The organism is Kiritimatiellaceae bacterium (genome assembly GCA_013141415.1).
Classification (GTDB): domain Bacteria; phylum Verrucomicrobiota; class Kiritimatiellia; order Kiritimatiellales; family Tichowtungiaceae; genus Tichowtungia.
This window is the reverse complement of record JABFQY010000007.1, coordinates 16,604-39,577: the sequence shown is the minus strand read 5'-3', so window position 1 is coordinate 39,577 and position 22,974 is coordinate 16,604. Positions and strand designations below refer to the sequence as shown.

At 57.1% G+C, this 22,974-nt stretch carries 17 protein-coding genes; 13 read left to right on the top strand and 4 right to left on the bottom strand.

Translation table 11 applies throughout. The annotated features are described in order from the left end of the window. Positions 1 to 45 precede the first annotated feature (45 nt). The 3 genes from HOO88_09695 to HOO88_09685 are packed head-to-tail and all read right to left on the bottom strand — an operon-like array spanning position 46 to position 3,363. The gene (locus HOO88_09695) at positions 46 to 900 is read right to left on the bottom strand and encodes a patatin-like phospholipase family protein (protein NOU37026.1); all 855 of its coding nucleotides are present in this window, start codon (positions 898 to 900) and stop codon (positions 46 to 48) included. A gap of 15 nt (positions 901 to 915) precedes the next feature. Next, on the bottom strand, positions 916 to 2,328 hold the full coding sequence (gene gnd, locus HOO88_09690) for a decarboxylating NADP(+)-dependent phosphogluconate dehydrogenase (protein NOU37025.1): 1,413 nt from the start codon (positions 2,326 to 2,328) through the stop codon (positions 916 to 918). 51 nt (positions 2,329 to 2,379) lie between these two features. Further along, positions 2,380 to 3,363, bottom strand: coding sequence for a KamA family radical SAM protein (locus HOO88_09685; protein NOU37024.1), 984 nt, complete (start codon positions 3,361 to 3,363; stop codon positions 2,380 to 2,382). 81 nt (positions 3,364 to 3,444) lie between these two features. Between HOO88_09685 and HOO88_09680 the strand changes: the two genes are divergently transcribed. The 11 genes from HOO88_09680 to HOO88_09630 all read left to right on the top strand — a co-directional run bounded on the left by HOO88_09680 (position 3,445) and on the right by HOO88_09630 (position 17,893). Then, positions 3,445 to 5,922 (top strand): glycogen/starch/alpha-glucan phosphorylase, encoded by a 2,478-nt coding sequence (locus tag HOO88_09680; protein NOU37023.1) that lies wholly within the window; start codon positions 3,445 to 3,447, stop codon positions 5,920 to 5,922. Positions 5,923 to 6,213: 291 nt separating this feature from the next. Next, positions 6,214 to 6,711: a cell wall hydrolase gene (locus HOO88_09675; protein NOU37022.1), complete on the top strand. Its 498-nt coding sequence runs from the start codon at positions 6,214 to 6,216 to the stop codon at positions 6,709 to 6,711. Between the two features lie 100 nt (positions 6,712 to 6,811). Then, positions 6,812 to 7,414 (top strand): RnfABCDGE type electron transport complex subunit A, encoded by a 603-nt coding sequence (locus HOO88_09670; GenBank protein ID NOU37021.1) that lies wholly within the window; start codon positions 6,812 to 6,814, stop codon positions 7,412 to 7,414. An 18-nt stretch (positions 7,415 to 7,432) separates the two neighbouring features. After that, positions 7,433 to 8,263, top strand: a complete 831-nt coding sequence (locus HOO88_09665) for an RnfABCDGE type electron transport complex subunit B (protein ID NOU37020.1) — start codon at positions 7,433 to 7,435, stop codon at positions 8,261 to 8,263. Next, positions 8,260 to 9,588, top strand: coding sequence for an electron transport complex subunit RsxC (gene rsxC / locus HOO88_09660; GenBank protein NOU37019.1), 1,329 nt, complete (start codon positions 8,260 to 8,262; stop codon positions 9,586 to 9,588). The genes HOO88_09665 and rsxC overlap by 4 nt, the downstream gene beginning before the upstream one ends. Before the next feature lie 39 nt (positions 9,589 to 9,627). Continuing rightward, a complete protein-coding gene (locus tag HOO88_09655; GenBank protein NOU37018.1) occupies positions 9,628 to 10,608 on the top strand; it encodes an RnfABCDGE type electron transport complex subunit D in 981 nt (326 codons plus the stop codon). After that, the gene (locus HOO88_09650) at positions 10,605 to 11,252 is read left to right on the top strand and encodes an RnfABCDGE type electron transport complex subunit G (protein ID NOU37017.1); all 648 of its coding nucleotides are present in this window, start codon (positions 10,605 to 10,607) and stop codon (positions 11,250 to 11,252) included. The genes HOO88_09655 and HOO88_09650 overlap by 4 nt, the downstream gene beginning before the upstream one ends. After that, positions 11,252 to 11,926 carry an electron transport complex subunit E gene (locus HOO88_09645; protein NOU37016.1) on the top strand — a complete coding sequence of 225 codons (675 nt, stop codon included), beginning with the start codon at positions 11,252 to 11,254 and terminating at the stop codon, positions 11,924 to 11,926. Before HOO88_09650 ends, HOO88_09645 begins: the two co-directional genes overlap by 1 nt. A gap of 124 nt (positions 11,927 to 12,050) precedes the next feature. After that, positions 12,051 to 14,579: a DEAD/DEAH box helicase family protein gene (locus tag HOO88_09640; protein NOU37015.1), complete on the top strand. Its 2,529-nt coding sequence runs from the start codon at positions 12,051 to 12,053 to the stop codon at positions 14,577 to 14,579. 13 nt (positions 14,580 to 14,592) lie between these two features. Beyond that, complete coding sequence (locus tag HOO88_09635; protein ID NOU37014.1) at positions 14,593 to 15,321, top strand: four helix bundle protein; 729 nt, start codon at positions 14,593 to 14,595, stop codon at positions 15,319 to 15,321. A gap of 16 nt (positions 15,322 to 15,337) precedes the next feature. Next, complete coding sequence (locus HOO88_09630; GenBank protein NOU37013.1) at positions 15,338 to 17,893, top strand: N-6 DNA methylase; 2,556 nt, start codon at positions 15,338 to 15,340, stop codon at positions 17,891 to 17,893. Positions 17,894 to 18,306: 413 nt separating this feature from the next. Here HOO88_09630 and HOO88_09625 read toward each other — a convergent pair whose 3' ends face one another. After that, the gene (locus tag HOO88_09625; protein NOU37012.1) at positions 18,307 to 19,398 is read right to left on the bottom strand and encodes a M23 family metallopeptidase; all 1,092 of its coding nucleotides are present in this window, start codon (positions 19,396 to 19,398) and stop codon (positions 18,307 to 18,309) included. A 256-nt stretch (positions 19,399 to 19,654) separates the two neighbouring features. Here HOO88_09625 and HOO88_09620 point away from each other — a divergent pair, with 256 nt between their 5' ends. Together HOO88_09620 and HOO88_09615 are read left to right on the top strand one after the other, a co-directional pair. Next, a complete protein-coding gene (locus HOO88_09620) occupies positions 19,655 to 22,066 on the top strand; it encodes a glycosyl hydrolase (protein NOU37011.1) in 2,412 nt (803 codons plus the stop codon). Positions 22,067 to 22,144: 78 nt separating this feature from the next. Next, the gene (locus tag HOO88_09615) at positions 22,145 to 22,927 is read left to right on the top strand and encodes an HAD family hydrolase (GenBank protein NOU37010.1); all 783 of its coding nucleotides are present in this window, start codon (positions 22,145 to 22,147) and stop codon (positions 22,925 to 22,927) included. The last annotated feature ends 47 nt before the right edge of the window (positions 22,928 to 22,974 follow it).

Here is a 22,974-nt window from a genome sequence, read left to right as displayed (position 1 = left end):
ATGAAGGCCGCCCGCAAAACTTCGGGGCGGCGGGATTCATTCGGTCTATATTTTCAAAGCCGCCTTGAGCCGCTGGCGCAGCTCGTTCTGAACCGGCTGAGTCTGATGAAATATCTGGTCGGCTTTATGGAATTCAAGCAGGCCAACATTGCGGATGTCCGGCCTGAGATAAATGTCCGGCGGATTAGACTTCAGCCGGTCGCGGATCATGGAAGCTTCCATGATTTCGAATCCGCCGATGACGGTATCGAAAAAAGACGGACGGTGTGTTTCATCCGCGTGGCGGACTCCGCCGACATCCACCGCAATCACCAGATCACACTCATCCTGAAGCAGATCGTACGGCAAAGGATTCACGACGCCGCCATCGAGCAGCAGGTTTCCGTCGCGCTCGACCGGCGTGAAAACTCCCGGAATGGCGATGCTGGCGCGCACGGCGGAAAGCAGGTCGCCGGATTTAAAAACAACTTCCGATGCGTCGCCGTAGTCCGCCGCCGTGACATAAAGCGGAATTTTCAATTCTTCAAATGTCGTGCATTTCACATAGTCGGAAAGGAACTTGATGATTTTTTCGCCTTTAAAAAGTCCGCTTCGGTCGAATGAAGGATCGAGCATAGAGGCCCAGCGGCGCAGGTCGCGGCGATCAAGAATGCCGTGCCGTTTTTCCGGTCGCGGCGTCTGCCAATGATAAACCAGATCGCGCATTTCTCTTCCGGCAAGTCCGGAGGCGTAGAGCGCGCCCATCACCGCGCCGATGCTGGTTCCGGCAATCCGGTATGGACGGATGCCGAGTTCGTCGAGCGTTTCAAGCACCTGAATATGCGCCAGACCGCGCGCGCCGCCGCCGCCCAGTGCCAGTCCGATCTTCTGAATCTTCGGCGTTCTGCGCAGCCATTTCATAATTTATTTCCGTTTCTATACGATGTACGTCGAAGCGGCGGTGTCGCCGCCGCGTCCGGTCCAGTTGGTGTGGAAAAACTTTCCGCGCGGCTGGTCGAGACGTTCATAGGTGTGTGCGCCGAAATAGTCGCGCTGGGCCTGAAGCAGATTGGCCGGAAGGCGCGCGGCGCGGTAACCATCATAATACGCCAGCGCAGCGCCAATCGCCGGCATCGGAATGCCGAGTTCGACCGATTTACAAACCGCCCGGCGCCAGCCCGCCTGCGCTTTTTCAACTGCGTCCTTAAAGAACGGATCGAGCAACAGGTTGACCAGTTCGGGATTGGTGTCGAACGCCTCTTTGATTTTTCCGAGAAACACCGAGCGGATGATACAGCCGCCGCGCCACATCAGCGCGATGCCGCCGTTGTTGAGTTTCCAACCGTATTCCGCCGCAGCGGCACGCATCAGCTGATAGCCCTGAGCGTAGGAAACAATTTTGGCGGCATAGAGCGCCTGCCGGAGGTCTTCGATCAACATCGATCGGTCGCCGGTAAATTTTGCGGACGGACCTTTCAAAACGTTGGCGGCGGCCACGCGTTCGTCTTTGATCGCGGAAAGACAGCGGGCGAAGACCGCTTCGCCGATCAGCGTCAGCGGCTGACCGAGGTCGAGCGCGGAAACCGCCGTCCATTTGCCGGTACCCTTCTGTCCGGCGGCGTCTAGAATCTGATCAATCACCGCTTCGCCGGATTCAGTTCTGTAGCCGAAAATGTCGCGGGTAATTTCGATCAGATAGGAATCGAGTTCGCCCTTATTCCATTCACTGAACACCGCGCACAATTCTTCGTTCGAAAGCCCGAGACCTTCCTTCATCAGCTGGTAGGTTTCGCAAATCATCTGCATATCGCCGTACTCAATGCCGTTATGAACCATCTTCACAAAATGGCCCGCGCCGTTTTCGCCGACCCATTCGCAACAGGGTTCGCCGGTTTCCGTCTGTGCGCAGATTTTCTGAAAGATCGGTTTGATCGCTGGCCACGCGGCGGGCGAGCCGCCGGGCATAATCGACGGGCCGAGCAATGCGCCCTCTTCGCCGCCGGAAACACCGGCACCGACATAAAGCAGACCTTTGCCTTCAACATATTTTGTGCGACGAATGGTGTCGGGAAAGTGCGAGTTGCCGCCGTCAATGATGATGTCGCCCGGCTCAAGATGCGGAATCACCTGCTCAATCAACTCATCCACTGCTTTACCGGCCTTCACCAGCATCATCACCTTGCGCGGCCGCTCAAGGCTGGCGCAAAATTCTTTGACGCTGTGACAGCCGACAAACCTTTTGCCCGCGCCGCGCCCGGCAATGAAAGCATCCACTTTATCCACTGTCCGGTTAAACACCGCGACCTTAAATCCTTTGCTCTCCATATTGAGCACCAGATTTTCGCCCATCACCGCCAGACCGATTAATCCAATATCTGCTTTCACCGTTTTCTCCTCTATCTACGTTTTCGGATCGGGATAACGATATTCTTTGCCTTGGTAGTTTGTAAGGACAATCTCGTTTCCTTCGCGGCGGAACTGCGAATTGGGCAGGAGCGAAATTTTTCCGCCGCCGCCGGGCGCGTCGATGGCAAAGGTCGGCATCGCCAATCCGGAGATGCGGCCTTGGAGTTCGCGGATGATTTGCAACCCCTGCTCGACCGGTGTGCGGAAGCTGGACGAGCCGAGCACCGGATCGCATTGGAAAAGGTAATACGGCTTCACGCGCCGTTCGAGCAGTCCGTAGAAAAGTTCCGCCAGCGTGTCAGTGTCGTCGTTGATTCCTTTGAGCAAAACGGTCTGGCTGACCATCGGCACGCCCGCTTTGGCCAGCGTGTCGCAGGCGCGGGTCATTTCGGCTGTCAGTTCCGCCGGATGAATAAAGTGAAGCTGAAGCCAGACGCGATGTTTGGCGAGGATGGCGGCCAGTTCCGGTGTGATGCGCGACGGCAGTACGGCGGGAACTTTGGAGCCGATCCGGATGGTGCGGATGTGTTTAATTTTCCGAACCTTGGAAAGCAGGTCGTCGAGATCGGCGTCGGAAAGCATCAGCGGGTCGCCGCCGGAAACGAGAACATCGCGGATTTCTGTATGTTGTTCCAGATATTGGAAGCAGGCTAGGCTTGCAACCTGATTTTTTTTCAACCCTCTGCCCTCTGCCCCATGCTCCTTGCTCTTCCCTACGAGACGGCTGCGGGTGCAGTAGCGGCAGTAAACGGCGCAATCGAGCGTGGCGAACAGCAGAACTTTGTCGGGATAGGTGTGAACGAGTCCGGGCACCGGACTGTGCGACTCTTCGCCGAGAGGGTCGGCCAGCTCGCCGGGCATTGGCGTACAGTCGTCCCGCCTTTCGACGGTGCGACGGAGCGGATGATCCAGCCCGAGCGAATCGAGCAGGTTCCGGTAATACGGCGTGATCTTACAGTTTTGGAGGCAGTCCGACATATTGGGCACGATAATTCATTTGCAGGTCTGCTTCTATTCAAATTATGCTTTGCATGATTTCTTACTGAATGGAGACCGTCAATGAAGTGCCCGCGTAAAACCAAAGTAACCGCCGATATGATCGAAGAGCGCACCCTGTTCCATCTGCGCTACAGCCGCGGCAAAGACATGCGTAGCGCGACGGACTTCGACAAGTTCTGGAGCTTCGCCCATGTGGTACGCGACCTGGCGGTCGACGGCTTTACCACGACCCAGCGCGCTTATCTCGATAAGGACGTGAAGCGACTCTATTACCTTTCGATGGAATTTCTGATCGGCAAGTTGCTGGAACAAAATGTTCTGGCGTTCGGAATGATGGACGCCGCCCGTGATGCGCTGAAGCGGCTGGATATTGATTTGCAGAAAGTGATCGATCTGGACGTGGAAGCCGGACTCGGCAACGGCGGCCTCGGACGGCTGGCCGCCTGCTTCCTCGATTCGATGGCGTCGCTGGAACTGCCCGCCTACGGCTACGGCCTGCGCTACGAGCACGGAATTTTCCGGCAGGAGTTCGAGGACGGCTGGCAGAAGGAACGTCCGGACAACTGGCTGGAACTCGGTTATCCATGGGAAATGATCCGCCCGGAATATACCGTGCCGATCTTCGTCTATGGCCGCATCGAAAATATTTCCAGCACGCACCGCGGACGTCATCCGGTCTGGACCGACTGGCAGATGTTCAAGGCGGTGCCGTACGACATTCCGGTGATCGGCTACGACAACAACACGGTGAATATGTTCCGCCTCTGGAGCGCGCGCGCCGACGAAGGGTTCCGACTCGATGTCTTCAATCAGGGCGACTACATCCGCGCTGTCGAAGAAAAAAACTGGGCCGAGAACGTCACGAAGGTGCTCTATCCGTCCGACAGCACCCATGCCGGAAAGGAACTGCGGCTGATTCAGGAATATTTCCTTTGCAGCTGCTCGATCCGCGACATCATCCGCCGCTACCAGAAAAACCACAACAACTTCAACTCGTTCGCGCAGAAAACCGCGATTCAGATGAACGATACTCATCCGGCGCTGGCCGTCGTTGAACTGATGCGCATCCTTTGCGACGAAAACCACCTGCCGTGGGAAAAGGCGTGGGAAATCACCGTCAAAACCTGCGCCTACACCAATCACACACTTTTGCCGGAAGCACTGGAAAAATGGCCGGTTGAATTACTGGAGCGCGTCCTGCCGCGCCATCTGCAAATCATTTACGAAATCAACCACCGCTTCCTCCAGCGTGTCGAAATGGATCATCCCGGCGAAACCGAAATAATCCAGAACGTCTCGCTGATCGAAGAAAACGGCACGCGGCAGGTTCGTATGGCCAATCTGGCTGTTGTCGGCAGTCATAAAGTCAACGGCGTTGCCGGACTGCATTCGTTGTTGTTGCGCGAACGAGTCATGCCGGAATTCAACGCAATCTATCCAAATAAATTCATCAACATCACCAACGGCATCACCCACCGCCGCTGGCTGCTGAAGTGTAATCCGGAACTTTCAGCACTCATCACCGAAAAAATCGGCGACAGCTGGATAAAAAATCTGGAAGACCTCAAGAAGCTTGAGCCGTTTGCGACGGATAAGGTTTTCCAGAAGGAATTCATGGCGATCAAACGGCGCAACAAGGTGGCGCTGGCCCAGCACATCGAGGAAACGCTGCATGTGCCGATTCATCCGGAATCGCTTTTCGACGTACAGGTCAAACGTCTGCACATGTACAAACGGCAAATGCTCAGTGCCATGCACCTGATCGCGCTTTACCAGCGCATCAAGGCCAATCCGAAGATCGACATGGCCCCGCGCACGTTCATCTTCGCCGCCAAAGCCGCGCCCGCCTACCACATGGCCAAGCGCGTCATCAAACTCATCAACTCCATCGGTGCCGTCGTCAACCACGACTCGGTCGTCGCGGGCCGATTGAAATGCGTGTTCCTGCCCGACTACAACGTCTCGCTGGCCGAAAAGATCATTCCGGCCGCTGACCTGTCCGAGCAGATTTCGACAGCCGGTAAAGAAGCCTCCGGCACCGGCAATATGAAACTGGCACTCAACGGCGCGCTCACCGTCGGCACCTGGGACGGCGCCAATATCGAGATTGCCCAGCACGTCGGCGAAGAAAATATCTTCATCTTCGGCCACCGCGAAGAGGAACTCGAAAAGCTTTCCCGCGAAGGATACAACCCGTGGAATTTCTACGACAGCGACCCGGAACTCCAGAAAGTCCTCGAAGCCATCCGCGTCAATGCCTTTGACCCGACCCAGCCGGATCTCTACATGGACATCTTCAACGAGTTCACCCGCCACGGCGACCCCTTCTTCTATATGGCTGATTTCCGGCCTTATATCGAAGTTCAGCAGAAGATTGATGCCCTGTTCCGCCAGCCCGCCGCGTGGGCCGAAAAAGCCATTCTCAACGTCGCCCGCATGGGCTGGTTCTCCAGCGACCGGACGATTCGTGAGTACGCCGAGAAAATCTGGAATATCGAACCGGTCTGTATTCCGCGGGCGGGAACGATCGAAGACTAAATACCGACTTCAAACCGGCATTTAGTCCGCTTGAACAGCCTTCGCCAAGGGCGGTTTTTGCTTCCCGTCAGACAAATATCCGGTTTCGTTCAAGGTCATTTCCGGCCCTTCCTGCATCCGTTTCACCCTTTGAACACAGGGCCGCACCGGAATCCAGCCTCCGGAACCGGATTCCCTGATCCGGAAAAAGCGGTTTTTTGCCCTTTACAGCTTTTTCGGCCTGCGTAGAGTCCGCCGCTCTTTTTCAAACGTGCCGTCTCGGGGGAGATTTAAAGCACAGGGGGAGAAAGCATGAAACGGAAGATTTTACTTTTTGCCGTTCTGTTCAGCGTCGCCGCAGGGCGTGCGCAGGCCGACGGCTTCTTAAACAGCTACGATCGCCAGATTGTCGCTGCCTGCATGGTATTGGAGGCTGGCGGCGAGGGACAGGACGGCATGCAGGCTGTTTTGAACGTCATGCTGAACCGCGCTAAAGGCGATTTCAGCCGACTGGTGCCGATCACCGTCAAGCACGGCGCCTTTTCCTGTATGGCCAGCGTCTGGAAAACCAATACACCTGACTACAGCCCGCTTCTCAGCCGCGCCCAGAGCCAGCCCGGACCTTTCATTGATGCCATGAACCTGATTGCCCTCATGGAACAAGGACAGCTCAGGGACAACACCTATGGCGCCACGCATTATCACGCCGACTACGTCAGTCCGTACTGGGCTGGCGATATGCAATACCTCACCACGATCGGCCATCACTGCTTCTACGTCGAACGCGGACGTCAGGTTGCTTCGATCTGATAAAAATCTGTTTCCGAATAAACGGCAAACGGTGATTGATTAAGCGCGGGCCATTCCGTAAATTTTCCCGTCTTTTTTGTCTATTTGAAAGGGCCGGTTTATGGCAAATGGCGTTCTCGCGATCACGGTTGGTGCAATTCTGGTTAATAACTTCGTTCTCTCCAAAATTCTCGGGATCTGTCCGTTCCTCGGAGTTTCCAAAAAGCTCGAAACGGCCCTCGGCATGTCCGGCGCGGTAATCTTCGTTATGGCGCTGGCCTCCATGGTTACTTCCGCCATTTATAAATACATCCTTTCACAGACCTTCATGATCGCCGGAAAAGCCATCAACCTGACGTTCCTGAAAATTCTGGTCTTCATCGTCGTGATTGCCGCGCTGGTTCAGCTGGTGGAAATCATCCTTCAGAAGTTCAGCCCGCCGCTCTATCAGGCGCTCGGCATTTTCCTGCCGCTGATCACCACCAACTGCGCGGTACTCGGCGCGGCCGAACTGAATGTAAAAGCCGGGCGCGGCGTCATTGAATCCACCATCTTCGGCACCTGCTCAGCCATCGGCTTTGCGCTAGCGCTGGTTCTTTTCTCCAGCCTGCGCGAACGGCTCGACCTGGCCAAAGTGCCGGCCCCGTTTCAGGGAACAGCTATCGCGCTGGTCACCGCCGGCATTCTGGCGATGGTCTTCATGGGATTTTCCGGACTTGTCTAACCAACGATTGATAACGCTATGACAATGATTATCACCGCTGTACTTTTTGCCACCGGCCTCGGCGCACTCCTCGCGCTGGTCATCGGCGCGACCGCCAAAGCGTTTGCCGTTGAAACGGATTCGCGCATTGAAACCGTCACCGAAATGCTGCCCGGCGTCAACTGCGGCGGCTGCGGCTATGCCGGTTGCGCCGACTTCGCCAAAGCCATCGTCGAAGGCCGCACGATTCCTTCGCAGTGTCCTGTCAGTAACGCTGAAAATATTCAACGAATCGCCGATTATCTCGGCATCACCGCCGGAGAAAAAGAAAAGGTCTTCGCGGTTGTCCGTTGCGGCGGAAGTTGTGCCGTCACCGTCCGCTCGCCATACAACGGCATCGGCGACTGCCGCTCCGCCGCACTCGTCGCAGGCGGCGCCAAAGGCTGCGACTTCGGCTGTATCGGCTTTGCCAGTTGTGCCCGCGCCTGTCCGTTCGATGCCATCGAAATGCGCGACGGTCTCGCCGTGGTTCATCCCGAACTGTGCGTCGGCTGCGGAAAATGTGTCGATACCTGCCCGAAGAATCTAATCGTCCTCGCGCCCGCCGCCGTCGATGTGCACGTCTATTGCAGTTCGCCGGAAAAAGGTCCGATCAAACTGAAAGTCTGCAAAGCCGCCTGCATCGCCTGCCGCAAGTGCGTTAAAGCCGCCGACAGTGAAAACCAGATGACCGTCAACGGATTTTTGGTCGCCACCAATTACGGAAATCCGCCCCTGCCCGATTTGGTTGAAAAAGCCAAATGCCCGACCACGGCACTGCGTCTGGCCACGAAACACGCCGCTGGTGCGTATGAAGGAGTTTTGAAATGAGCGACAACCCGCGTAAATTCAAAGGCGGTGTCCACCCGGAAGACAGCAAAGCGCTCTCGGCTTCCAAGCCGGTGCAGACCGCGCCACTGCTCGGAAAATACACCGTCATCGTCCACCAGAACATCGGCGCGCCGCCGGAAATTGTCGTTAAGAAAGGCGACCTCGTAAAAAAAGGCCAGCTGCTCGCCAAAGCCTCCGGCTTTGTTTCTGTACCGCTTCACGCGCCGACCAGCGGAACCGTTACCGCGATTGAAAAGAGCCCCGGCCCGGCCTGCGTCAGCGTTCCATCCATCGAAATCACCGCCGACGGCAAGGACGAATGGGGTTCACCCTTCGAACCGATTGCCGACTGGCGGAACACCGATCCGGCGGTTTTGAAACAGCGCGTGGTTGACGCCGGTATCGTCGGCATGGGCGGCGCGGGGTTCCCGTCGCACGTCAAACTTTCGCCGACTAAACCGGTCGATACACTGATTCTCAACGGCGCGGAATGTGAACCTTACCTCACGGCCGACCACCGCCTGATGCTCGAACAAACCGAAGACGTTCTGCTCGGCGCGGCGATTCTCGCCCGTATCCTCGGCCTCAAAACCGCCGTCATCGGCGTGGAGGCGAACAAGCCCGACGCGATTTCGAAGCTCAACGCGTTTGCCAGTAAATACAGCGTCACCGTGCAGAAACTGCGCGTCAACTATCCGCAAGGCGCTGAAAAACAACTCATTTATGCACTCACCGGCCGCGAGGTTCCAATCGGCGGACTGCCGATGGATGTCGGTTGCGTCGTGCAAAACGTCGCCTCCGCCGTCGCCGTGGTTGAAGCGGTTGTCAAAGGCATTCCTTCAATCGAACGGATCACCACCGTCACCGGCGAACCGCTCGTCAATCCCGGTAACTGGCGCTTCCGCATCGGCACGCCGATTTCGAAAGCGCTTGAACTGGCGGGCGGCGTAAAATACCAGCCAGCCAAACTGCTGCTCGGCGGACCGATGATGGGCTTCGCACAGAATTCGCTCGATGTCACCGTCATGAAAAATACGTCGGGCATTCTGCTCATTCCGGTCGAGCAGGTTTCGCAGTACACCTCCGAGCCGTGCATCCGCTGCGGACGCTGCGTCGAAGCCTGCCCGATGGATATTCTGCCCGCCACCATCAGCCAGGCGGTTGAAAACGAACGCTTTGACTGGGCGGAACAGCTCAACGTCGCGGCCTGCATCGAATGCGGTTCATGCAGCTATGTCTGCCCGTCGCACCGTCCGCTCAACCAGCACTTCAAACGGGCGAAGGCCGAAATTCTGGCAGCCCGCCGTAAACAACAGAAAAAATAGAGCCACCTTATGTCAGAAACAGAAACCACCGTTGTTCAAATGCCTGATGCCACAAAACTGGTGATCAGCAATTCGCCGCACATTCGCGGCGGCGAAACAATTTCTAAAATCATGGTGCAGGTATTCATCGCCCTGATGCCTGCCGCCCTCGCCGCCGTCTGGTTTTTCGGACTGGCCGCTCTGGAAGTCATGGTACTCTGCACCGTCGGCTGCATGGCCGTTGAAGTGCTGTGGAACAAAGCGGCTGGACGTTCTTCCGATAGCTGGAAAGACGGCAGCGCGGCCCTCACCGGTCTGCTGCTGGCGATGAATCTTTCGGCAGGCGCGCCGTGGTGGATTTGCATTCTCGGCTCGCTACTGGCCATCGGCCTCGGCAAACAACTTTTCGGCGGACTCGGTTACAACCCCTTCAATCCGGCGCTCGTCGCCCGCGTCGCTCTGCTCATCGGCTTCCCGCAACTGATGACTACATGGGTCAAACCGGCACCCGGCCAATGGCTGGCCTACGACGCACTGACCGGCGCAACGCCATTGGCGGCGACCGGCAAAGAGCTGGCCTCCATTCAGGATCTGTTCATCGGCAACGTCGGCGGATGTCTCGGCGAAACCTCGGCGCTCGCTCTGCTCATCGGCGGCGCGTTCCTGCTGGTTCGCCGGCTGATCAAATGGCATGTGCCCGCTTCGTTCATCGGAACCGTCGCTCTGATCACCGGTCTCGCCCATCACTTTAATCCCGAACTGACTCCGCCTGCGCTCTATCACGTTCTTGCAGGCGGACTGATGATCGGCGCGTTTTTCATGGCGACCGACATGGTCACCTCACCGATGACGGCCAACGGCGCGCTGATCTTCGGCTGCGGCTGCGGCATCATCACCAGCGTCATCCGCATCTGGGGCGGCTATCCGGAAGGCGTCAGCTTCTCCATCCTCTTTATGAACGCACTCACTCCGCTCATCGACCGCTACACCATCGGCAAACCGTTCGGCTACATCCGCATCAAAAAGGAGGCCGCGCAATGAGCAGCGAGAACGTCAAACTTACTCCGCTCGTGCTGAGCACCGGACTGATTTCCTGCGTCGCCACGGCGCTGATGGCGTGGGTCTTTGTCGTCACCGAAGCGCCGATTGCCGCCGCCCAGCAGAAGAAAAGTACCGCCGCGCTGAGTCAGGTTCTTCCTGCTTTTAACAACCAGCCGACTCAGGAAGCCGTCACGCTCGGCGGCGTCACCTTCTACGCCGCCCGCAAAGACGGACAGATCACCGGCTTTGCCGGTGAAACCGTCTCGACCAAGGGGTATGCCGGTGAAGTCTGCGTACTGGCTGGACTCAAACCGGACGGGACGATCACCACCGTGCTCGTCACCCGACAGTCGGAAACTCCGGGACTCGGCACCGTCGTCGCAGAACGGGTGCGTGAAAAAACTATTTCCGGAATCATCGCCGGCAAAAAAGAAACCGGCCTGCCGCCGAATAAAATTCTCGACCAGTTCAACGGTATGAAAGCCGAAGCCGGTCAGACGCCGTGGGCCGTCAAAAAAGACGGCGGAGAACTTGATGCCATCACCGGGGCCACGATCACCAGCCGGGCCGTCGGCGGCGCTGTCTTCACCATTGCCGAAACATTCGCGCAGAACAAAGCACAGCTCCTGAAGGAGACAAAGTAATGTCCTTATTCAAAGAACTCACCAAAGGTATTTTTAAGGAAAACCCGACATTTGTACTGTTGCTTGGCATGTGCCCGACACTGGCCGTCACCAATAACGCCGTCAACGGATTCAGCATGGGACTGGCGACGCTGTTCGTGCTGGCAGGCAGCAATATGGTGATTTCACTCATCCGCAACGTCGTGCCGAAAAAAGTACGCATCCCCTGCTACGTCGTCGTCATCGCCGCTTTCGTTACGGTAGTCGATCTGCTCATGCAGGCCTACGCACCGGAAGCCATTTATCAGGCACTCGGAATTTTCATTCCGCTGATCGTCGTGAACTGCATCGTCCTCGGACGCGCCGAAGCGTTCGCCTGTAAGAACGGCATACTTGCCTCTATCGCCGACGGCATCGGCATGGGCCTCGGATTCACGCTGTCGCTCACCGTCATCGGCGGCATCCGGGAATTTTTATCCACCGGCTCGCTCTTTCAGATCAAACTGATCGAAGGCTGGGCGCACCCGTTCATGCTCATGGGCCAGGCCCCCGGTGCATTCATCCTGCTCGGCATTCTGCTGGCGGCCATCAACTGGAACAACCTGCGCAAAGCCAAAAAAGCCGGTCGCCCGTGGAACCCGCCCGGCATCGACTGCCACCAGTGCAACCTCTGCGACTTCGGGAAAAAGAAATAGCTTCACCACGAAGTGTGCTGAGCGCCCGCACCGCTTTCAATGATTGGAAGAACAGCCTTGCGGCTTGTCATTGCGCAAGCTGGACGGCATATTGCTCCGCATTAACCGTTGCGCTGGAAACTCTATGAAAGAAGCCGCCGCCCGCATCAAAATCAACAAACTGCTCGAAGAGGCCGGCTGGCGTTTCTTCGCGGACGCCGGCAGTCCCGCAAACATTCAGCTCGAACCCAGCGTCACACTCACCAAACAGGCGCTCGACGGACTCGGCGAAAACTTTGAGAAAGCGGGCAAAGGATTCATCGACTTCCTGCTGCTGGACAGCAAAGGCTTTCCGCTGATCATCCTTGAGGCCAAAGCGGAGGACAAAAACCCGCTCGTCGGCAAAGAACAGGCCCGCAAATATGCCAAGTCCCAGAACTGCCGGTTCGTCATTCTCTCCAACGGCAACCTGCACTACTTCTGGGATCTGGAGCGCGGCAATCCATACCACATCACATCCTTTCCTTCGCCGGAGTCCGTGACGGGTTACAAACAGACCGCACCGGATCCGCAACGCCTCGTCAAAGATCAGGTCGGCGCCGACTACATCGTGCTGACCCAGCGTCCGAACTATCAGTCCGAAGCGGCGTGGCGCAACGCGGCCGAACGTCCCGGCTACATCCAGACCAACAAGCTGCGTTTCCTGCGGCCCTATCAGTTGAAAGCCATGCATTCTCTGCAACAGGCGGTCAAAGATGGCGCAGACCGCTTTCTGTTTGAGATGGCGACCGGCACCGGCAAAACGCTCACCGCCGCCGCCGTCATCAAACTTTTTCTCCGCTCCGGCAATGCCCGGCGCGTGCTGTTTCTGGTGGATCGCCTCGAACTGGAGGATCAGGCCAAAAAAGCGTTCACGGCCCTGCTGTCCTCCGATTTCAAAACCGTCATCTACAAAGAAAACCGCGACGACTGGCGGCACGCCGAAATCGTCGTTACCACCGTGCAATCACTGCTCTTCAACAACAAATACCAGCGGCTCTTTTCGCCGACCGACTTTGATCTGGTCATTTCCGACGAAGCGCACCGCTCCATCGGCGGCAATGCCCGCGCCGTCTTCGACTACTTCATCGGCTATAAACTCGGCCTCACCGCCACGCCGCGCGACTATCTCAAACGGTTCAGCAAATCCTCGCCGACCACCCGCGACCCGCGTGAAACCGAACGCCGCCTGCTGCTTGACACCTACCGAACCTTCGGCTGCGAAAACAGCCAGCCGACGTTCCGCTACACCCTGCTCGACGGCGTAAAGGATGGGTTTCTGATCAATCCGACGGTTGTGGACGCCCGCACGGAAATCACCACCGAACTGCTTTCCGAAAAAGGATTCATCGTCTCGTTCACCGATGATGCCGGTGAAGATCAGCAGGAAGCCTTCAAACAGCGCGAGTTTGAGAAGCGTTTCTTCGCCGATGCCACCAACCGGCTTTTCTGCAAAACCTTTCTGGAGCACGCCCTGCGCGATCCGGTCAGCGGCGAAATCGGCAAGTCGATTGTCTTCGCCGTCAGCCAGAACCACGCCGCCAAGCTGGCTCAGATTCTCAATCAGATGGCTGACCGCATGTTCCCCGGAAAATACCAGTCGGACTTCGCCGTGCAGGTCACCTCGCAGATTCCCGACGCCCAGCAGATGACGATCAACTTCGCCAATAACAAGCTGCTGGGCGAATCGAATGTCATCCCCGCCTATAAAACCAGCAAGGCCCGTGTTTGCGTCACCGTCGGCATGATGACCACCGGCTACGACTGCCCCGACATTCTCAATCTCGGCCTCTTCCGCCCGGTCTTTTCTCCGACGGACTTCATTCAGATCAAAGGGCGCGGCACCCGCAAGCACGACTTCCGCGAAGAGCTCTTCGACGAAACGATCAAAGAGCATGTCGAAAAGCCGCTGAAATCCGCCTTCAAGCTCTTCGACTTTTTTGCCAACTGCGAATACTTCGAGAAGGAATTTAACTACGACGAAGTGCTGAAGCTTCCGCGCCCGAAAGGCAAAGGCGGCGAAGGCCCGAATCCGCCGCCACCGTCCGGCGGCCTCTACGACCACACCGGCGAAGACCTGCTCGAAACGATCAAAGAAGAAACCATCGGCTACGGCGGCATGAAGATCGACCGGATGTTCTTCCAGCAATTTGAGGACACCCTGCGCGAAAACGCGACCGTCGCCGACGCGGTTGAAGCGGGACAGTGGGAGCGCGTCATTGATTACGTCAACCGCGAGGTTTTCGACAAGCCGGAGCAGTTTTACACCCTCGACAAACTGCGCAAAGCCGCCTCCGTGGATCGGCTGCTGACGCTGCGCGAAATTCTGGAGAAAGCCTTCGGGCTCATTCCGCGCTTCAAATCCAAGGACGAACTGCTCGAAGAGGAATTCGCCAAATTTGTCGCCGACGCCAAGCCCGACGAAGCCGAAGCCATTCCGGCGATTAAGACCTACTTCAAGGCCTACGTTACCGACGGGCTCGTCCGCCACATCATCGACGAAAAGGAATTCGCCGACCTCGCCACCAATCCGGTCTTTTCCGTCCGCGACTTCAAAGCCGTGCCGAAGAAATACCGCGACCTGATTCCTGCATACGTCAAAGACTACGTTCCGCTCAACCAGTTTGCGGCTTAGAGGAATAACGACTATGGCGAAAATACGACCCAGCGGCGGCTACCGGGAGACATGCAGTTTTCAAACCTCTACCGTGATCTATGATGCCACCGTCTGGTTCTGCGAAAAGTTTCTCGACCCGCGCTCCCGCACGGTGGATCAGATGGTGCAGGCCGCCCGCTCCGGACGGCAGAACATCGCCGAAGGCAGCCGCGCCGCCGCAACCTCTTCGCAAACCGAACTCCGGCTGGTGAACGTCGCCCGCGCCAGCCTCGAAGAACTCCTGCTCGACTACGAAGACTTCCTGCGCCATCGCCGTCTCACGAAGTGGAACCCCGACAGCCCCGAAGCGCTGGCCGTGCGCAATGTCCCCCGCAATTTCAAACAGGATTCGCCCGATCAGTCCAATCTGACTGATCTGTCAGATCAGGCAAGGTGGGCGCTTTACGCGCCCTGGCTGGAGCACGCCGACTCCGCCGTGCGGGCCAATGCCTTGATTTGCCTGATTAACCAGGCCAATTACCTGCTCGACCAGCAGATTGCCGCGCTCGAAGCGCAGTTTATCGAAGGCGGCGGCTACAGCGAACAGCTCGCCACCGCCCGGCTGGCCAAACGCGCCGCGAAACCGTCTGATAAAATCCCGGCCTGTCCGCAGTGCGGGAAACCAACGGTATTGCGAACCGCCAAATCCGGCAAAAACGCCGGCCAGCAGTTCTGGGGCTGCACCGGCTATCCCGACTGCAAAGGCGTTGCCAAAGTTTAAACCCGCAAAGGAAACCATGCTCGACTCAGAAACCAAACGCCGCATCGACACCGCCCGCGATATTCTCGTCGGCAAGGTGCCCGACCCCAAATCGCAGGTGGAGCAGATTACCATCGCCCTGATCTACAAGTTCATGGACGACATGGATGCCGAGGCCGAGGAGCTGGGCGGCAAGCGCAAGTTCTTCACCAAGGAGTTCGCCCGCTACGGCTGGGCCAAGCTGATGAGCCCGTCGCTCGGCGGACACGAAATGCGCGACCTCTACAAAGAAGGGCTGGCGAAAATGCCGGAGAATCCCGGCATCCCGCCGCTCTTCCGCGACATTCTCAAAGATGCCGACCTGCCGTACCGCGACCCCGAAACGCTCAAGAGTTTCCTCAAGATCATCAACGGGTTCACCTATGACCACAGCGAAAAGCTCGGCGACGCTTTTGAATATCTGCTCTCCGTCCTCGGCTCGCAGGGCGACGCCGGACAGTTCCGCACGCCGCGCCACATCATCGACTTCATGGTCGAGGTCATCGCGCCGAAAAAAGGTGAAGTGATTCTCGATCCCGCCTGCGGCACCGCCGGTTTTCTCATCTCCGCTTACAAACACATCCTGAAAGCTCACGATCCGTCCAATCGGGCAAATCCGTCCGCCAAACCGCTGACCCCCGACGAGCGCGGCAAAATGGCCAAAAACTTCCGTGGCTATGACATTTCGCCCGACATGGTGCGCCTTTCGCTGGTCAACCTTTACCTCCACGGCTTCGCCGACCCGCATATTGTCGAGTACGACACCCTCACCTCCGAAGAACGCTGGAATGAATACGCCGACGTCATCCTCGCCAACCCGCCCTTCATGTCGCCGAAAGGCGGCATCAAGCCGCACAAGCGTTTCTCCATTCAGGCCAAGCGCAGCGAAGTGCTCTTCGTGGACTACATGGCCGAACACCTCACGCCCACCGGACGCGCCGCCATCATTGTCCCCGAAGGGATCATCTTCCAGAGCCAGACCGCCTACAAACAGCTGCGCAAGATGCTGGTCGAAAATTCGCTCGTCGCCGTCGTCTCGCTCCCGGCGGGCTGCTTCAATCCCTATTCCGGCGTCAAGACCAGCATCCTGATTCTCGACAAAGCGCTGGCGAAAAAATCCGACACCATCGCCTTCGTCAAAATCGAAAACGACGGCTACGGCCTCGGCGCCCAGCGCCGCGCCGTTGCTGGCAGCGACCTGCCGGATGCCGCCACGTTTCTCAAAGGATATTTCAATGTAGGCCGCGTGCCCCCACGCGGCGTTGCCGAGTCAAGGGATCCTGTCGACAATCAGGCGGGGGTTGCGGATGTAGGCCGCGTGCCCCCACGCGGCGTTCCCTTGTCAGACGCCGGGTCAGGGGACCCGGCCTACAGCAACACCCAAATCGTCCCCAAATCCAAAATCGCCGCCAACGGCGACTACAACCTCTCCGGCGAGCGCTACCGCGAGGGCGTCACGCAGCACTCCATCTACCCACGGGTCTTGCTGGAGGAAATTGCGGAAGTCCGAATGGGCGAAACTCTGATCAAGGGCGACCTGACCGGCAAAGGGAAAGCCATCTTCAGTGCCGATTCGTCAGATGAGCCGTGGGCTTTCAGTGAGCCAACCCGGTTGTCATTTGGAAAAAACACTCTCGTAATTGGTGCGCGTGGCACAATCGGCTCGGTGAAGTTTCCCAATCGCGATTGCTTCACATGCACTCAAACGACCATCGCAATCACGGCAGCCGTGGAGCGAATTTTGCCTGAGTTCCTATATCACTGGCTGAAGGCGTTTGACTTCAAGACAATTACCGAGGGCGTCGGGATTCCCATGATCACCGTCGCCAATGTGAACAAGTTTGAAATCCCCCTGCCGCCGCTGGAAATACAGAAAGAGATCGTGGCGGAGATCGAGGGCTACCAGAAAGTCATCAACGGTGCCCGCGCCGTCCTCGACCACTACCGCCCCCACATCCCCATCCACCCCGACTGGCCGATGGTGGAATTGGGGAACGTCGTTAGCTACAGCAGCGGTGGAACGCCATCAAAGGCCAATGAATCCTATTGGATTGGCGACATCCCGTGGGTCTCGGCCAAGGATATGAAATCCGATGTGTTGTCGGATGCTTCAACCCACGTTTCGAAAGCCGCTGTCAAAGAAAGCGCCACGCAAATCGCGCCCGTTGGTTCGCTTTTGATTCTTGTTCGGGGTATGGGTCTCGCCAACGGAGTGCCAATCTGTGAACTCGCGAAACCATGCGCCTTCAACCAAGACGTAAAGGCGATGAAGCCGCACGCGTCGGTCAATTCAACGTTTCTCAGGGTGATGCTGAAACAAGAAGAGCCGCAGTTCCGGAAGATTTTAGAAACCGCCGCGCACGGCACTCTGAAGATCAACACCGACGACCTGAGTGCAATTAAATTCCCTCTGCCGCCGCTGGCGGAGCAGCAGGCGATAGTCGCGGAGATCGAAGCCGAGCAAAAACTGGTGTCCGCCAACCGCGAACTGATTACCCGCTTCGAGCAGAAAATCCAAGCCACCCTCGCCCGCATCTGGGGCTGTCCAACGTAGACGCGACGCCCTCGTCGCGTTTTCCCATTCATTCGAACGCGACGAGGGCGTCGCGTCTACATTCTAAAGGCGGAGCAGCAGGCGATCGTAGCGGAGATTGAAGCCGAGCAAAAGCTGGTGGCCGCCAACCGCGAACTGATCACCCGCTTCGAGCAGAAAATCAAAACCACCCTCGCCCGCATCTGGGGCTGTCCAACGTAGACGCGACGCCCTCGTCGCGTTTTCCCATTCATTCGAACGCGACGAGGGCGTCGCATCTACATTCTAAAGGCGGAACAGCAAGCCATCGTCGCCGAGATTGAAGCCGAGCAGAAACTGGTGGAGGTCCTTGACCTCGGTTCCGCGATCATGGATCGCGGCTACAATACTTCGACTCATCGTGCCGACTCCGTGACCCCAGCGACAGGACGCTTTTAGCGGTAGAGCAGAATTTCCAGCCACTGCTCGCCGTTGCGGCCCAGAATCCACTGGCCGTCTTTTTCGACGATGAGACGGGCACCGTTGCGTCCGAGGACTTCGGAGAAAGCGTTCAGCACGCGCGGCTTGTTTTTCCGGAGCGATGCGGCTTCTTCTTCGGTCGCCGCTCTGGCCTGCAACGGAACTTTGCCTTCGGAAACGTCCACGACTATCGCGCAGGGAAAGTTTTCTCCGGCGTTCCACAGCGCCGGGTAACGGCAATAATAGTCTGGCTTTCCGGCGACCGGAACAATCAGCCGGAAAGCGACGGGGCAGTTGGTGATGTATTGCTGAAAAACAAAGTGCTGTCCGTTGGTCATGTACGGGAACAGTTCCTTCGGATTGAGTCCGGCGAGGTTGTAGCCGTGCATGTTGCCGTGAAAGGGTTTGAGTTTTTCTTTCCGGAACCAGCCGCTGAACCGGTCGTTGAGCATGGTGCCGAATTCAAAATGCAAATGGCTGCGCTGAACCGGAATTTTCAGCGTGGAGGTGTTGCCTATCCGTCCGATTTCGGTGCCGCGTGTCACGGCATCGCCTTCTTTCAGCCCGGCGGCGGAAGCAAGGTGGGCATAGAGTGTGAAGTATTCGCCGAGGGTGTCTTTATGGAGCAGCACGACGTAAATTCCGTACGAGGAGTTGCCGCCGACCCGGCTGATGTAGCCGACGTATCCGTCGGCGGCGGCGAACACCGGATCCAGTGCGCGGCCCTTTGAGTCGCGCGCCGTCGGCGCAATGTCCACGCCTTCGTGAAACGCCGGAAGAAAATATTTACCGAACTTCCGCGTCCGGGTTGAGCCGTACCAGGCCGATTCGACTTTGCCGGATTCCGTCGGCATGAACACCGCCGGATTATTCGTGTCGTCCAGCCGGGTTTGCGGCGTAGGAAATCCGAACAACAAGCCCGGCAACGGAGCCGGTTCGTCCGCGTGCTCCGGCCCGGCGGCTGTTTTCGGCGCGCCGCTGCGGAACTTCCAGCATCCGGCGGCAACCAGACTGATTGCGATCAGAATGAACAGATGACGAATAATTTTTGAGTGCTGCTGTGCCATAAATTAAGCGGCGCATGGTGCCAGACTCATTTACAAAAACAACCGCAAACCTTTCCGTCCGGCGGAAATTCTGAAATAGTCGGCATTCGTTACGCACCTTCCCCACCACCAGCCGCCGGAGAACAAATAGATGAGATTTGCGTCAGTCCAACACCGGTCTTTGCGCTACATTGCGGCTGTGGCGACCTTCCTGACCATCCAAACGGCCCGCGCAACGGAGACTACGGCTACGTCGTCGCTGCCCGGAAGCAACCCTATGGCTGCTTTAGACAGCGACAGCCTGACATCCTGGAGTTCAGAACAGACCGGCAAACAGGAAATCACGGTTGACCTTAGTCACCCGTGGCCGATCCGGTCGGTCGAAATTGAATGGGGAACCAACCATCCTTCCGACTATACGGTTCAACTGACCGCTGACGGAAAAACATGGAACCCCGTTGCCCATCCGGTGGACTTTAAACCACCTGAATCCGAAGGCTGGTTTGGATTCAAATTCACCGTTCATAAAGTGGATCCGGTTGTTACCGCTATCGGACTTCGTATCCAGTGCTTAGAGTCCACCAATGGGTTCGAGCTGATCAATCTGCGGATCAACGGACAGCATCCTTTTTGTTATGAGCCGGTTCCGTCCGATGCGGTCTGCCGGAACAAAACCGCCGCGCCGGAAGCGCGGGTGCAGGATTTACTTAAGCGCATGACGATCCGTGAAAAGATCGGCATGACGGGCGGATTCAATTATTTCTTTTTTTCCGGTCTGGAACGGTTCGGGTTCGCGCCGGTTCTGCTGAACGATGCAACATCCGGACTAAACCTGCGCCCGGATATCGAACGGGAATATTCTTCGATTACTAAGTCCACTTCTTTTCCGCTGGCCTCTGCGCTGGCCGCCACCTGGCAGCCGGAACTGGCGTTCGAGATGGGCAAGGCGATCGGCGAAGAATGCCGCGCCGCCGGAACCGGCGTTCTGCTGGGGCCGGGAATCAATATTTACCGGACTTCAACCTGCGGACGGAATTTTGAGTACATGGGCGAAGATCCGTATCTGACCAGTCGCATGGCGGTAGAGCACATTAAAGGCGTTCAGAGCCAAAGAGTCATCGCCACGGTTAAGCATTTCGTCGCGAACAATAACGAGTTTGTCCGCACTCGCGCCAATTCCCTCATTGACGAGCGAACGCTTCACGAAATTTATCTACCGGCCTTCGCCGCCGCCGTGCAGGAAGGAAATGTCCGCGCTGTTATGTCTTCCTACAACTGGCTGAACGGAGAAAAGTGCGGCGAAAGCAAAGCTCTACTGACCGGTATTCTGCGCGGCGAACTGGGTTACACCGGAATGGTCATGAGCGACTGGGGCGACGGAACGGACGACATGACCAAAATTCTGGGTTCCGGACAGAACAGTATCATGCCCGGAATAAAAGGCTTCGGTCAGCATGTCCGCGCTCTGCTGGCGCAAGACCCGTCCGGCACAGAAAAACAGCTCGACGCGATGATTGCGCCGACCCTGCGGGTTCTGTTTGAAATGGGAACATGGGATCGTCCCGCCGCAGACCCGGCATTCATGAGCACATTTGCCGGACACAAAACGACGGCCCGCACAATCGCCGAGTCGGCGATCACGCTGCTGAAAAACGATCAGGTTCTGCCGCTCGTCCAGGGTCAGAAAATTCTGATCACCGGCAATTTGTCCGCTATAACAAACGCCAGCAGCGGCGGCGGCTCCGGCTATGTCAAAGGCTACGATCACATCAATTTTTATGACGGTTTGCGGGCTGTATTCGGCAACGACGTTACGATGGAAGAGAATCCTTCCGGCGAAACCGTCAAGAAGGCCGACCGGATTCTCTATTTCCTGACGATGGGCGACCGGGAAGGTGCCGACCGATCCTTCGATCTGCCGGAACAGATCAATCAGCGGATTCAGGCGCTGGCCGCACAGAACTCCAGCGTGATCGTGGTTGCGTCAACCGGTACCGGCTTCGGAATGCCGTGGCTTGATTCGGTGAAAGGCTTGGTTCACGGCTATTATCTCGGACAGGAATACGGCGCAGCAATGGCGAACGTGCTTTCCGCCAAAGTGACTCCGTCGGGCAAGCTTCCCTTCACCATCGAGAAGTTCTTCGCGGACTCGCCGGCATACAACTACAATCTGCTCGACGGAACTCCATGGTGGTTCACAAAATTCCCGACCAACATTGCCGCCAGAACGGTTGACGTCCCGTATTCCGAAGGCGTTTTTGTCGGCTACCGCTGGTATGAAGCGAAGCAGAGGCCGGTGAACTTTCCGTTCGGCTTCGGCCTTTCCTATACGACATTCACGATCAGCAACCTTCAGGTTTCATCGGAAAACATTACCCGGAAGAAGCCGGTAACCGTCAGCGTTACTGTCCAAAACACAGGAAAGATTCCCGGAGCCGAAGTGGTTCAGCTTTACGTCCATGATGAACAGTCCAGCGTCGAACGTCCGTACCGGGAACTGAAAGGTTTCAAAAAAGTTTTCCTCCAGCCCGGCGAACGTAAGACGGTTACGATGACGTTGGACTGGAAAGCGCTGGCGTTCTGGGATATCACCACGCACGACTGGCTGGTTGAACCGGGAACCTTTACTCTGCTGGCCGGAAATTCCAGCCGGAATGTGCAGTGCCAGACCCGCATAAACTGCAAGTGACCTTATTTTGCGTGATGAAAGTTCCCAACAGCCAAAAAACCATATACTGTCTTTCACGAGTGAACTCGGAGATTTAGTATGAAAAATTTACAGGACAAAAAGGCCTTCATTTGTGATATGGACGGCGTCATTTACCACGGAAGCAAACTGCTGCCGGGGGTGCTCGAATTTGTGGCATGGCTGCGGAAGGAGAATAAGAAGTTTCTCTTCCTGACGAACAGCAGCGCGCGAACCTTGCGTGAGCTGAGCGAAAAGCTGGCGCGCATGGGGCTGAAGGTGGGCGAAAGTCACTTCTATACCAGTGCCCGCGCCACGGCGACGTTTCTGGCCAACCAGAAGCCGGGCGGCAGTGCGTATGTGATCGGCGATGCCGGCATTATCAACGCACTCTATGACGAAGGGTATTCGATCAACGACACGAACCCGGACTACGTCGTGGTGAGCGAAAGCGCGAACTATGACTACGCCCGGCTCTGCCATGCGGTGAAGCTGGTGATGAACGGCGCCAAACTGATCGGCACCAATCCCGACCTGACCGGCCCGATTGAAGGCGGGCAGATTGTTCCGGCAACCGGCGCTCTGCTGGCACCGATCGAACTGGCAACCGGCGCTAAGGCGTATTACGTCGGCAAACCGAATCCGCTGATGATGCGTAACGCTCTAAAGCAGCTTGGGTGTAAGCGCGAAGAAACCGCAATTGTCGGCGACCGGATGGACACCGATATCATCGCGGGCGTTGAGGCGGAAATCACAACGGTGCTGGTACTGAGCGGCGTAACCAAACCGGAAGACCTGAAGCGCTTCGCGTACGGCCCGGATTATGTGCTGAACGGAGTCGGAGACATTATCCCGAACGCATAACGGCCAAACCGCGAATCCTTAAAATACTTATTTGATTACGGAAATAT